The following is a 12,569-nucleotide window of genomic DNA, read 5'->3' as shown; positions in this document are numbered from 1 at the left end:
GTGTCGCACGGTATCCCGGGCAGGGGCGGGGCGGGGTCTCGAGGCTCGGCCGTGGACGGCCTCGCACCTCGACCGGCGGTGGTGCCGGGGGACAGCACCCGGTGGGTGGAGTTGGATGGGGGCGTGGCCGCGCAGACCTTCGACTTCAGCAGTGTCTGGTTCGTGGACGCCGAGCCGCCCGACGTGGTCGCGGTGCTGGCGGACATCGATCGCTACCCGACGTGGTGGCCGCAGGTGCGCTCGGTCGACCGCATCGACGACGACTCCGGCGTCGCCGTCGTGCGCAGCCTCCTCCCGGTCACGCTGCGCCTGCGCATGACCCGCGTGGTCGAGGACCGGGAAGCGGGCGTGCTGCGGGTGCTCCTCGCAGGGGACCTCGTCGGCCACGCCCAGTGGCACATCGCGACCGTGCCGCAGGGCAGCGTGCTCCACTTCGGGCAAAGCGTGAGGGTCGCCACCCGCCTGGAGCGGATGGCGACCCTCGTGCCGTGGCTGCTGCGGGCCAATCACGCGTGGATGATGCGGCAGTGCCGCCACGGGTTGGCGCGGGAGCTCACTCGCCGTCGCTGAGCGGCTTCTCCTCGGTGGCCAGCTGGTCCCGGGCACGGGCCGCTGCAGCCTTGATGTCCGCTTCGGAGTGGGTGACGTCCTCCGGCTCGGGGATGTGTGCCGAGGTGGGCATGGTCCAGCGGGCGGTGCTGATGCCGTTGGCCTTCGCGCGCTCGAGCGCCTCGCGCACGCACTGCTCCGCCTCCTCGCGGCCGACCCAGTAGGCGCCCTCGACGGACTTGCCCGGCTCGAGGTCCTTGTAGGTCTCGAAGAAGTGCTGGATCTCGAGGCGGTCGAACTCGCTGATGTCCTCCAGCTCCTTGATGCCCTCCTTGCGCGGGTCGCCCGCGGGGACGCACAGGACCTTGTCGTCGCCACCGGCCTCGTCGCGCATGTGGAACATGCCGATCGGCCGCGCCCGCACGAGACAACCCGGCCAGGTGGGCTCGTCGAGCAGGACCAGCGCGTCCAGCGGGTCCGAGTCCTCACCGAGCGTGTCCTCGACGTAGCCGTAGTCGCTCGGGTAGGCCATGGAGGTGAAGAGCATCCGGTCCAGACGGATCCGGCCGGTCTCGTGGTCGACCTCGTACTTGTTCTTCTGACCCTTGGGGATCTCGATGGTGACGTCGAACTCCACTAGGTGCCCCTTTGTTCGGTGACGGTGATGTGATGACCGTGATCTAGTCTCGGTGCCAGTGTTCCACCACCGTCGACCAATCCACGCAGGGGGCAGCGGGTGCGCCGCACACTCATCGCCGTGACCTCCGTCGCAGCACTGCTGATCGGGTACGGCACCGCGGACGCGTACGACCGCGTCCCGGGCGTGCTCACGATCGACGAGGAGGTCACCCGGAAGGCTCCGGAGGCCCCCGACACCGCGCCCGTCCTGCCCGCCGCGTCGACCGAGGTGCCGGTCCCGACGACGGCCGGGCTGACCGCGGCCCTCGAGGAGGACGCGACGGCCAAGGCCCTGGGCAAGCGCGTCGGCGTGGTGGTGCGCGACGCCCTCACCGGCGAGACCCTCTACTCCCACGGCGGCGACCGACCGATCACCCCCGCCTCGACCGCGAAGCTGCTCACCGCCGCCGCGGTGGCGCAGACCGCCGATCTCAGCCGGGTCATGACGACGCGGGTCGTCGCCGGCGACCGGCCGGACGAGCTGGTCCTCGTCGCGTCCGGTGACACGATGCTCGCCCGTGGCGAGGGCGACCCGACGGCCGTCGAGGGCCGGGCCGGTCTGGCGGACCTCGCCCGCCAGGTGGCCGCCTCGGTCCCGGCGAAGGGGGAGGGGAGCTACTCCCTTCGCCTCGACATGACCTACGCCCACGGCGAGCGGTACCCGCCGACCTGGGAGATGGCCGACGTCGCGGCCGGCTACACCCAGGGCGTGACGATGATCGGTCTCGCGGGAGAGCGGCCCAAGCCCTTCGAGCCGTCGCCCAAGGTCCCCGAGCGCAGCGTGCTCAAGGCCTTCGCCAAGGAGCTGCGGGCCGTGGGGGTCGCCGTCGAGGCGGACACCTCGACGAAGCAGTGGCAGACCCCCGCCCCGGAGGACGCAGAGGTGCTCGGTGCCGTGGACTCGGCCCCGCTCGGGGACGTGCTCGCCCTGGCCCTCGACGACAGCGACAACGCACTGACGGAGAACGTCGCCCGCCAGGTCGCCGCCGCGCACGGTGTCGGCACCTCGACCGCGGAGGTCTCCGGCTGGGTCGAGCAGACCCTGGCGGACGCCGGCATCGACCTCACCGGCGTCACGCTCAAGGACAGCAGCGGGCTCAGCTCGGGACAGAAGGTGCCGGCGCGGGTGATCTCCGACGTCATGCAGCTGGGCATCACCGGCTCGGCGCAGGAGATGACCTCGATCCTGGCCGAGCTGCCCGTCGCCGGGCTGACCGGCACGCTGCACGAGCGCTTCGACACCGACGACACCCGCAGCGCCGCCGGCCTCGCCCGGGCCAAGACGGGCACCCTGACGGGCACCTCGGCGCTCGCGGGGACGACCACGACCGCCGACGGTCGACTGCTCACCTACGTGCTGCTCGCCGACCGGGTGCCCTCGACCACCGGCACCCTCGGGGCCCGCGCCGTGCTCGACCGGATGGTCGCCGACATCACGGACTGCGGCTGCCGCTGACGGTGGTGGGACGCCGCACTTCGTATGGTGACGGTGGTGGGACGCCGCACTTCGTATGGTGGGTGCGTGCCGAACTACGTCGACTGGACATTCGCCAAGAGCGCCGGGGCCCGCCTCGTGCCCCCCGGACCCGACGTGTCGCCCGAGGAGGCCACCCGGATCGTCGAGGAGATCCGCGAGCTGGCGGCCTTCGCCGTCGATCCCGTCGCGGCCACCGCCCGCCTGAGCGCGCCCGGCGACGCGCCGCCACCCCTGGTCATCGACCGCCCCACCTGGATCGACGTCAACGCCGACTCGATGGCCGCGATGCTCGACCCGGCGCTCGAGGCGGTCGCCAAGCGCCGGGACAAGGAGCCCTCGGGCCTGGCCCAGGCCATCGGCAGCAAGATCACCGGCACCGAGGCCGGCGGGATGCTCGCCTTCCTGTCCACCAAGGTCCTCGGCCAGTACGACATCGCCCCCGGCGGCACCCCGGCGCTGCTCCTCGTCGCGCCGAACATCGTGCACACCGAGCGCGAGATCAAGGCCGTCCCGCGCGACTTCCGCCTGTGGGTGTGCCTGCACGAGGAGACCCACCGCGTGCAGTTCACCGCCGTGCCGTGGCTGCGCGACCACGTCATCGACTCCGCCCGCACCCTCGCCGTGGACCTCGTGCCCGACACCTCCGACCTGCGTGATCGGGTCGAGCAGATCGCCACCCAGCTGCCCAAGGTCTTCAGCGGCGAGAGCCAGGGCCTCGCCGAGCTCGTCATCACGCCGGAGCAGCGGGAGCAGATGGCCAAGGTCACCGCGGTCATGTCCCTCCTCGAGGGGCACGCCGACGTCGTCATGGACGACGTGGGCCCCGCGTACGTCCCCACCGTCCGCTCGATCCGGCGCCGCTTCACCGAGCGGCGGAAGGGGGCCGGTGCCGTCGACCGTCTCCTGCGCCGGCTCCTCGGTCTCGAGGCGAAGATGCGCCAGTACCGCGACGGTGCCGTCTTCGTGCGCACCGTCCAGGAGAGCGTCGGCGTCGACGGCTTCAACGCCGTGTGGACCTCACCGGAGACCCTGCCCACCCCGCTCGAGATCACCGACCCGGCCGCGTGGGTGCGGCGGGTGCACGGCTGATGGGAGCCGGTCACCCGGCACAGGCAGACTGCCGAAGGGGGGTCCGTGCCGCCCTCGAGGGCCTGCCTGCCGGCTCGCTGGCGCTCGCCGCGGTCAGCGGTGGCGGGGACTCCCTCGCGCTCGCGGCCGCACTGGCGGCCGAGGCGGCCAACCACGAGATCACCGCCGGCGCGATCGTCGTCGACCACGGCCTGCAGGAGGAGTCGACGGACGTCGCCCTGCTCGCCGCCCAGCAGTGCGCGGACGTCGGTCTCGCCCCGGTGGCGGTCGTCCCCGTCGAGGTCGTCGCGACGGGGGAGGGGCTCGAGGCGGCAGCGCGCGACGCCCGCTACACCGCACTCGCCGAGACGGCAGCGGCGATGGGCACCTCGAAGGACGTTGCCCACCCGGCCTTTGTGGTCCTGCTCGGGCACACCCGGGACGACCAGGCCGAGCAGGTCCTCCTCGGGCTCACCCGCGGCTCCGGGGCCCGGTCCCTCTCCGGGATGCCGGTGCTCACCGTCCGGGAGGGCACCCCCTTCGCCCGACCGCTCCTCCACCTGCCGCGGCAGACCACGCACGATGCCTGCTCGGCGTGGGGACTCGTGCCGTGGACCGACCCGATGAACGACGACGCCGCCTTCACCCGGGTGCGGGCGCGCGCCGCGCTGGCCGAGCTGGAGAGGGCGCTCGGGCCCGGCATCGACGAGGCGCTCGCCCGCACCGCGGACCTCCTGCGCGAGGACGCCGACCTCCTCGACGAGCTCGCCGACGCCGCGGTCCCGGACCACGGCCCCGACGGCGTGGCGGTCGGGGACCTGGGCGAGCTGCCCGGTGCCCTCCGCTCCCGGGTGTGGCGCCGACTGCTCCTGGCCGCCGGGGCACCCGCCGGCTCCCTGGCCGCCGGGCACGTCGCCGCCTGCGACCGACTCGTCACCGACTGGCACGGGCAGGGACCGCTGCACCTGCCCGGTGACCTGCGCGTGAGCCGTGCCGACGGTCGGGTGCACATCACCCCCGCGGTTGGTGGACAATGACAACCGCCGACCTGAAGGAGAGCCGTGGACACCACGCACATGCAGGATGATCTCGTCGAGGTGCTCGTCACCGACGACCAGATCCAGACGCGTCTCGCCGAGCTCGCGGACGAGGTCTGGAGGCACTACGAGGGCAAGGACCTGCTCCTCGTCGGTGTCCTCAAGGGCGCGGTCATGGTCATGGCCGACTTCATGCGCCACCTGCCCGGCTCCGCCCCCATGGACTGGATGGCGGTCAGCTCCTACGGCTCCGGCACCAAGTCCTCGGGCGTCGTGCGCATCCTCAAGGACCTCGACGGCGACATCACCGACCGGCACGTGCTGATCGTCGAGGACATCATCGACTCCGGACTGACGTTGTCGTGGATCAGGGCCAACCTCGAGTCCCGCTCGCCGGCCTCCGTCGAGATCCTCACCCTGCTGCGCAAGCCCGAGGCGGCCAAGGTCGACATCCACACCCGCTGGGTGGGCTTCGACATCCCCAACGAGTTCGTCGTCGGCTACGGCCTGGACTTCGCCGAGCAGTACCGCAACCTGCGCGACGTCGCGACGCTGGCGCCGCACGTCTACAGCTGAGAGCTCCCGGACGGGCCGCTCGCGCCGGACGGGCCGAGAGGAGCGGCGGTCCTTGGCGCCCGGACCGGCCGAAATCGGTCTGTCCGTCCACCTTGGTGAGCAAGGCCGGCCCGGGGCCTGAGCCGGACCACCACACCTTCGGCCCGTCCTCAGTGCGATTCGTCGGGCCGGGGATTGCTGGTGGTGGGAACACCCGTGACAGGATGCTCGTTGGCCTCATAGCCGTGGTTGTCCCGCGTTCAGGTAGTTTCGTCCTGTTCGCCCCGGGTCGCCCCGGAGGCCGCCACGTCGTCGAGTCAGGAAGTCCGGGAAGCCCCGTACCCGTATGAACGCGAAGAAGTTTTTCCGCTCCCCAGCCTTCTGGGCGCTGCTGATGATCACCGTCTTTGGACTGATGTTCCTCACGCAGGGCGACGAGGAGTACGCCCGGGTGGACACCTCGGCCGCCGAGGAGCTGATCACCGACGGCAAGGTCGAGAACGCCCACTTCACGACCGACAACGTGCTCCAGCTCGAGCTGAAGGAGGGGGAGACCTACTCCGACGGCGAGGCGGTCAAGGACGCGGACAAGGTCGAGACCGAGTTCATCGACGCCCGCGCCGACGAGCTGCTCACGATCGTCGACGAGAACGTCGACGGCGTGCAGAACGACACGGTCGAGCGCCCCAGCGTGTGGAGCAACATCCTGCTCTCGCTGCTGCCGCTGCTGCTGCTCGTCGCCCTCTTCTGGTTCATCCTCAGCCGCGCCCAGGGCGGCGGCTCCCAGGTGATGAAGTTCGGCAAGTCCAAGGCGAAGCTCGCCTCGACGGACACCCCGAAGGTCACCTTCGCCGACGTGGCCGGAGCGGACGAGGCCGTGGAGGAGCTCCACGAGATCGTCGACTTCCTGCGCGAGCCGAGCAAGTTCCTCGCGGTCGGCGCCAAGATCCCCAAGGGCGTGCTGCTCTACGGCCAGCCCGGTACCGGTAAGACCCTGCTCGCCCGCGCCGTCGCCGGCGAGGCGGGAGTGCCCTTCTTCTCCATCTCGGGCTCGGACTTCGTCGAGATGTTCGTCGGTGTCGGTGCCTCCCGTGTGCGTGACCTCTTCGAGCAGGCCAAGACCAACGCGCCGGCCATCGTCTTCGTCGACGAGATCGACGCGGTCGGTCGCCACCGCGGCGCCGGCATGGGCGGCGGCCACGACGAGCGCGAGCAGACGCTCAACCAGCTGCTCGTCGAGATGGACGGCTTCGACGTCAAGACCAACGTCATCCTCATCGCGGCGACCAACCGCCCCGACATCCTCGACCCGGCGCTGCTGCGCCCGGGACGCTTCGACCGGCAGATCTCCGTCGAGAACCCCGACATGATCGGCCGCCACCGCATCCTCGAGGTGCACGCCGCCGGCAAGCCCATGGCTCCCGGCGTCGACCTGCTCGCCGTCGCCCGGCGCACCCCCGGCATGACCGGTGCCGACCTGGCCAACGTGCTCAACGAGGCGGCGCTGCTGACCGCCCGCCTGAACCAGCAGTTCATCGACGACTCGATCCTCGACGAGGCCATCGACCGCGTCATCGCCGGGCCGCAGAAGCGCACCCGGATCATGAGCGCGCAGGAGCGCAAGATCACCGCGTACCACGAGGGTGGGCACGCGCTCGTCGCCGCGGCGATGAACCACACCGACCCGGTCACCAAGATCACGATCCTGCCGCGAGGGCGCGCCCTCGGGTACACGATGGTCATGCCGACCGACGACAGGTACTCGACCACGCGCAACGAGATCCTCGACCAGCTCGCGTACGCCCTCGGCGGTCGTGTCGCGGAGGAGATCATCTTCCACGACCCCTCCACCGGTGCCGCCAACGACATCGAGAAGGCCTCCGCGATGGCCCGCAAGATGGTCACCGAGTACGGCATGAGCGAGAAGATCGGTGCGGTCAAGCTCGGCCAGTCCCAGGGCGAGCCCTTCCTCGGGCGCGACATGGGCCACCAGCGGGACTACTCGGAGCGGATTGCCGGCATCGTCGACCAGGAGGTCCGCCGCTTCATCGAGGCTGCGCACGACGAGGCCTGGTACGCCCTCAACGACAACCGTGAGATTCTCGACCGACTGGTCCTGGAGCTGCTCGAGCACGAGACGCTCAACGCCAAGGAGCTCGCGGACCTCTTCGCCGACGTCCGGCGTCGTCCGGTCCGTCCGACGTGGCTGAGCAGCGAGGACCGCCCGATCTCGCAGATCCCGCCGGTCCTCACCCCGGCCGAGGAGGCCGCGCAGCAGCGGCGCGAGGAGACGGCCCGCTCCCAGGAGCACACCCCGTCGTCCGCCACCCCGGAGGGGCAGCACGAGCCGACGGTCGCCGAGCAGATCGACCGGGCGGCCGAGGAGGGGGCGACCCTCCCGTCGGAGAACCCGCCGAGCGAGGTCCGAGAGGTCCCGCCGGGCGAGCGCGTCGACGGCGACGGACGCGTCTGATCCATGGTCCGCAGCGTCGACCTGGCTCGCATCGAGGCGGCCGTGCGCGAGATCCTCGTCGCGATCGGGGAGGACCCCGACCGCGACGGCCTCGTCGAGACCCCCGGGCGGGTTGCCCGCTCGTACGAGGAGGTTTTCGCCGGGTTGCACTCCGATCCGGCGGAGCTGCTCGCGACGACCTTCGACATCGCGCACGACGAGCTGGTGATCGTGCGTGACATCGAGCTGTACTCCACGTGCGAGCACCACCTCGTCCCCTTCCACGGGGTCGCCCACGTCGGCTACGTGCCCGGCAAGAGCGGCAAGGTCACCGGCCTGTCGAAGCTCGCCCGTCTCGTCGACATGTTCGCCCGGCGCCCGCAGGTCCAGGAGCGCCTGACCAGCCAGATCGCCGACGCCCTCGTCGAGTACCTCGACGTGGCCGGCGTCATCGTCGTCGTCGAGGCCGAGCACCTGTGCATGTCGATGCGCGGGGTGCGCAAGCCGGGCGCCAAGACCATCACGTCCGCCGTGCGCGGTCAGCTGCGAGATGCGACCACCCGGGCCGAGGCCATGGCGCTGCTCTCCGGGGCCGCTCGGTGACGCACGCCGTCCTCGAGCAGCTTGCGGCCCGGGCGACCAGGCCCGGGCCGGTGGTCATGGGCGTCGTCAACGTCACGCCCGACTCCTTCAGCGACGGCGGCCGGTGGATCGAGACCGATGCGGCGATCGCCCACGGTCGCGAGCTCGTCGCGGCCGGCGCCGACGTCATCGACGTCGGCGGTGAGTCCACGCGCCCCGGGGCGCAGCGTCCGTCGGCGGAGGAGGAGCGGCGCCGGGTCGTGCCCGTCGTCGAGGCCCTCGCCCGGGAGGACGTCGTCGTCTCGATCGACACGATGCGGGCCGAGGTGGCCCGCCCGTCGCTCGAGGTCGGTGGCGCGATCATCAACGACGTGAGCGGGGGACTGGCCGACCCGCAGATGCCGGCCCTCGTCGCCGAGAGCGGCGCCCCCTTCGTCGTGATGCACTGGCGCGGGCACTCGCACGACATGCAGTCCAAGGCGAGCTACGAGGACGTCGTCGCTGAGGTGTGCGCCGAGCTCGAGGAGCGCGTCACCGCGCTGCGCGACGCCGGCGCGGTGCCCGAGCAGCTGATCCTCGACCCGGGCATCGGCTTCAGCAAGACCGCCGAGCACAACTGGGAGCTGCTCGCCGGCCTGGAGGAGGTCGTCGACCTCGGCTACCCCGTCCTGCTCGGCACCTCCCGCAAGGGATTCCTCGGTCGGGTCGGGCGAAGGGAGGGGGACGAGCGTCCCCTCGACGCCCGGGCCGTGGCCACGGCCACCACCAGCGCCCGCGCGGCTCGCGCCGGGGTGTGGTGCGTGCGCGTGCACGACGTCACCGCGACGATCGACGCGATCGACGTGACCGCGGCGATGGGGGAGCTACCGGCATGACCGTGCCGCGCGACCGGATCAGCCTGCTGGGGGTGCGTGCCTTCGGCCACCACGGGGTGCTGGCGCAGGAGAAGCGCGAGGGGCAGGAGTTCGTCGTCGACGTCGTCCTGAACCTCGACCTGGCACCCGCCGGGACGAGCGACGACCTGGCCCGTACGGTCAACTACGCCGAGGTCGGCGCGGACGTCGTCGCCCGCGTCGAGGGACCCTCGCTCGACCTCATCGAGTCCCTCGCCGAGCAGATCGCCGGGGACGCGCTGGCCCGCCCCGGGGTGCACACCGTCGAGGTGACCGTCCACAAGCCCTCCGCACCCGTCGGGGTGCCCTTCGGGGACGTGACCGTGGCCGTCGAGCGTCGTCGCGCCGTCCCCGTGGTGATCGCGCTCGGTGCCAACCTCGGGGACCCCGAGCGGCGCCTGGACGCCGCGATCGACGACCTCGCCGGTGACCTCGACGCGGTGCGTCGGGCTCCCTTCGTCACCACGGACCCGGTCGGCGGTCCCGACCAGCCGCGCTACACCAACACCGTCCTGCTGGCGACGACGGCCCTCGCGCCCGCTGCGCTGCTCGCGCGGCTGCACGCCGTCGAGGCCCGGCACGGTCGGGTGCGGGAGGTGCGCTGGGGGGCGCGCAGCCTCGACCTCGACCTCATCCAGTACGGCGACCCCGCCACCGGGACCGATGTCGTCAGCGACGAGCCGCAGCTCACGCTGCCGCACCCGCGGGCGCACGAGCGCGGTTTCGTGCTCGCGCCGTGGGCCCGCATCGACCCGGAGGCCGTCCTGCGCGTCGGCGGCTCGGTCATCGCCGTGAGCGAGCTGCTCGCGGCGGTCGACACCTCCGACATGCGCGACAGCGAGGCCGGCCCGTGCTGAGGACGGGCCTGAAGATCTCGACGACGGTGCTCGTCGCCGTCGTCGTGACCGTCTTCAGCTGGGGCTTCGGGCGCTGGTGGATCACGGGCGGCCACGCCGGTCTACGGATCGGTTGGGTGGCCGGTGTCCTGCTCGTGGGCATGGCCGTCGTGGTCGTGGTGGCCGGCTCACGGATGTGGCGGATGCGGCGCGGCCGCACGCACGTCGAGCCCGTGGTCGCCGCCCGTCTGCTCGGTCTGGCCCAGGCCAGCGCGCTCACCGGCGCGATCACCGGGGGTCTCTACCTCGGGCAGGCGCTCGCGCTGCTGCCGGACCACGACTTCGGTGGGCGAGGGGTCCTCGCGGTCCAGCACGGGCTCGCAGCGCTCGGGGGGCTGCTCATGGCCGTCGCCGGGCTCCTCGTCCAGTCCTGGTGCCGCATCGATGACGACGACGAGGACGAGGACCGCGATCCCGCCTGACGACCTGCCGGGTCAGGTCGTCAGCCGCTTGGCCCACACGACCCAGTTGCCGTCGTAGTGCCCGTTGCTGAAGGACGTCTGCGGATCGCACGTGATCAGGCGCAGCACCGGGTCCGGGTTGTCGTGGTCCCAGATCGAGTCGTCCTGGGGGACGCCCTGCTTGGTCGCCGGCTCGGACCTGGTGATCTCGAACTTCACCTGCTCGCCGGAGCTGTAGGAGACCGTGACGACGTCGCCGATGTTGACCCGCGGCAGGTTCCAGAAAACGTCCGGGTTGCTGCCGTGGTTGATGTGTCCGACGAGGATGCTCGCACCGTCGAAGCCTGGCTTGGGCCAGCCGGGCTCGGCGTACCAGCCGGCGGTGCCGAAGGGAGGGGCCAGGACGTTCTCGGAGTCGAGCAGCGTCGCCTGGAGCGTGGCGTCGACGATGGAGCGGCCGCCGGAGGTGACCTGGACGCGAGTCGGGTTGCCGGTGGGGGCTCCCTGGACGACGTTGCCGTTGGCTGAGGACGACGACGTGCTGGAGGAGGACGAGGAGGTCTTGCTCGAGGTGCTCGGCGACGACGAGCTCGGCGAGGGCGGCATGATCTCGGTCGGCGGCACGTAGGCGTCCACGTCGACGTTCATCACCGGCTGGTCCCGCTGCGTCCACCAGAGACCCATGGCGCCGGCGCCCACGAGGAGCGCGACGGAGGCGGCCATGAGCACGGTCGTGCGCCGGTAGCGCTTGTCCCCTCGGCGCTTCTCCCGGCGTGTGTGCGGTGTCGTCACGTGCCCCCCTTCGTCATCTCGGCGTCACTGGCAGAACGGGCGTCCTCGTCGTGGAGTTCCCTGCGGGTAACGATACGGGCCGTCGGCGCCGGGATGCTCCCGGATGCCGACGGCCCGTGCCGTGGTGGTGGCGCTCGGCCTCAGTGCTGGGTGGACCGGCGACGGGCCACGAGGACGGTCCCGGCGCCGGCGCCGGCGAGGAGCAGGCCACCCAGGACGTACCCGAGGGTGTCGTCCTCTTGGGGCAGCATCCGGGGGGTCAGGCCGTCGGTCTGCACGACCTGCGGGACAGCGGGCTCGTCCGCCGACGCATCCCCGCCGGGCGGCTGCTCGTCGGCCGGCTCGTGGACCTCGGCGATGTCCTCGGCGTCCTCGGGCTCCTCCTCCATCTCCGGTGAGGTGACGACGACCGTGTCGATGACCTGGGCCGACTCCTCCGTCTCGCACGACGCGATGATCGGCACCTCCGCGAAGCCGCTGAAGGTCGCGTCGAAGGATTCCGGTACCAGCACCTGGAAGATCCGGCCGGCGGCCTCGAGGGGAACCTCGATGGATCGCGACTGGTGGTCCGCCAGCTGAACCTGCACCTCGGTCGCGTCGACGGTGATGGCCTCGGACGTGAGTTCCGCATCGACGGTGCCGATGGGCTCACCGTCGACGGTCACGGGGGCGGTGACGGGGACGGTGACCTCGGCCCCCTCGGCTGGTGACGACGCGCCCGCCAGCGGGATCGTCGCAGTGGCCGTGACGGAGTCGACGGTCACGGTGTTGCCGGGGGCGACGGTCGCCGGGGCATTGGTTTCGAAGGTGACGCTGATGTCCTCCTCGACGGGGCCGTCGGGGCCCTCAACCGTGCAGGTGTACGTGGCGGTCGCTGCGGCGTGAGCCGGCAGGGCGGTGGCGACGCCCATCATGCCGAGGCCCGTGACGAGTGCGGCACCCGCCGACAGGCGGGTCTTCAGGCGTGCAGCCATGCTGGTCTCCCCAGTTCTCGACGGCAACCGCTGGGCGCGGGTGCCCTTCGAGGAAGATAGCGGTGAGTTGGGCCACTCTCAACGCGAGGGGCTCGTCGGGACCGAATCGTCACGTGCTCGTCCCGGAGGCATCGGACCCTGATGCGCTGGCCACGGGAGAACGACGACGGGCCGCCGACCTCTGGTCGGCGGCCCGTGGCCGTGCTCACCGACCC

13 protein-coding genes are annotated in these 12,569 nt (G+C 71.7%); 10 read left to right on the top strand and 3 right to left on the bottom strand.

The annotated features are described in order from the left end of the window. Window positions 1-123: 123 nt before the first annotated feature. A complete protein-coding gene (locus tag O9K63_RS09025) occupies window positions 124-570 on the top strand; it encodes an SRPBCC family protein (protein ID WP_277237197.1) in 447 nt (148 codons plus the stop codon). On the opposite strand, the gene O9K63_RS09020 is transcribed toward O9K63_RS09025, so the two are convergent. Continuing rightward, a complete protein-coding gene (locus O9K63_RS09020) occupies window positions 554-1,186 on the bottom strand; it encodes an inorganic diphosphatase (protein ID WP_277237195.1) in 633 nt (210 codons plus the stop codon). The two genes, O9K63_RS09025 and O9K63_RS09020, sit on opposite strands and share 17 nt — an antisense overlap. A gap of 120 nt (window positions 1,187-1,306) precedes the next feature. Between O9K63_RS09020 and dacB the strand changes: the two genes are divergently transcribed. From dacB to O9K63_RS08975, 9 genes are all read left to right on the top strand, one after another. Then, complete coding sequence (gene dacB, locus O9K63_RS09015; protein WP_277237194.1) at window positions 1,307-2,683, top strand: D-alanyl-D-alanine carboxypeptidase/D-alanyl-D-alanine endopeptidase; 1,377 nt, start codon at window positions 1,307-1,309, stop codon at window positions 2,681-2,683. Between the two features lie 66 nt (window positions 2,684-2,749). Next, window positions 2,750-3,793, top strand: coding sequence for a zinc-dependent metalloprotease (locus O9K63_RS09010; RefSeq protein ID WP_277237193.1), 1,044 nt, complete (start codon window positions 2,750-2,752; stop codon window positions 3,791-3,793). Beyond that, window positions 3,793-4,809 (top strand): tRNA lysidine(34) synthetase TilS, encoded by a 1,017-nt coding sequence (gene tilS / locus O9K63_RS09005; RefSeq protein WP_277237191.1) that lies wholly within the window; start codon window positions 3,793-3,795, stop codon window positions 4,807-4,809. The genes O9K63_RS09010 and tilS overlap by 1 nt, the downstream gene beginning before the upstream one ends. Window positions 4,810-4,833: 24 nt before the next feature. Further along, on the top strand, window positions 4,834-5,385 hold the full coding sequence (hpt, locus tag O9K63_RS09000; protein WP_277237189.1) for a hypoxanthine phosphoribosyltransferase: 552 nt from the start codon (window positions 4,834-4,836) through the stop codon (window positions 5,383-5,385). A 325-nt stretch (window positions 5,386-5,710) separates the two neighbouring features. Continuing rightward, window positions 5,711-7,837, top strand: coding sequence for an ATP-dependent zinc metalloprotease FtsH (gene ftsH, locus O9K63_RS08995; RefSeq protein ID WP_277237187.1), 2,127 nt, complete (start codon window positions 5,711-5,713; stop codon window positions 7,835-7,837). Window positions 7,838-7,840: 3 nt separating this feature from the next. Beyond that, window positions 7,841-8,419 (top strand): GTP cyclohydrolase I FolE, encoded by a 579-nt coding sequence (gene folE / locus O9K63_RS08990; RefSeq protein ID WP_277237185.1) that lies wholly within the window; start codon window positions 7,841-7,843, stop codon window positions 8,417-8,419. Next, window positions 8,416-9,273, top strand: coding sequence for a dihydropteroate synthase (gene folP, locus O9K63_RS08985; protein WP_277237184.1), 858 nt, complete (start codon window positions 8,416-8,418; stop codon window positions 9,271-9,273). Before folE ends, folP begins: the two co-directional genes overlap by 4 nt. Beyond that, window positions 9,270-10,148, top strand: coding sequence for a 2-amino-4-hydroxy-6-hydroxymethyldihydropteridine diphosphokinase (folK, locus tag O9K63_RS08980; RefSeq protein ID WP_277237182.1), 879 nt, complete (start codon window positions 9,270-9,272; stop codon window positions 10,146-10,148). Before folP ends, folK begins: the two co-directional genes overlap by 4 nt. Beyond that, a complete protein-coding gene (locus tag O9K63_RS08975; RefSeq protein WP_277237180.1) occupies window positions 10,142-10,609 on the top strand; it encodes a DUF3180 domain-containing protein in 468 nt (155 codons plus the stop codon). Before folK ends, O9K63_RS08975 begins: the two co-directional genes overlap by 7 nt. 12 nt (window positions 10,610-10,621) lie before the next feature. Here the strand turns inward: O9K63_RS08975 and O9K63_RS08970 are convergent, their stop codons facing one another. Together O9K63_RS08970 and O9K63_RS08965 are read right to left on the bottom strand one after the other, a co-directional pair. Then, window positions 10,622-11,380 carry a class F sortase gene (locus O9K63_RS08970; protein WP_277237178.1) on the bottom strand — a complete coding sequence of 253 codons (759 nt, stop codon included), beginning with the start codon at window positions 11,378-11,380 and terminating at the stop codon, window positions 10,622-10,624. A gap of 140 nt (window positions 11,381-11,520) precedes the next feature. Beyond that, the gene (locus O9K63_RS08965; protein WP_277237177.1) at window positions 11,521-12,354 is read right to left on the bottom strand and encodes a hypothetical protein; all 834 of its coding nucleotides are present in this window, start codon (window positions 12,352-12,354) and stop codon (window positions 11,521-11,523) included. Window positions 12,355-12,569: the final 215 nt, after the last annotated feature.

The organism is Janibacter cremeus, from assembly GCF_029395675.1.
Classification (GTDB): domain Bacteria; phylum Actinomycetota; class Actinomycetes; order Actinomycetales; family Dermatophilaceae; genus Janibacter; species Janibacter cremeus_A.
This window is presented reverse-complemented; position numbering and strand designations above follow the sequence as displayed.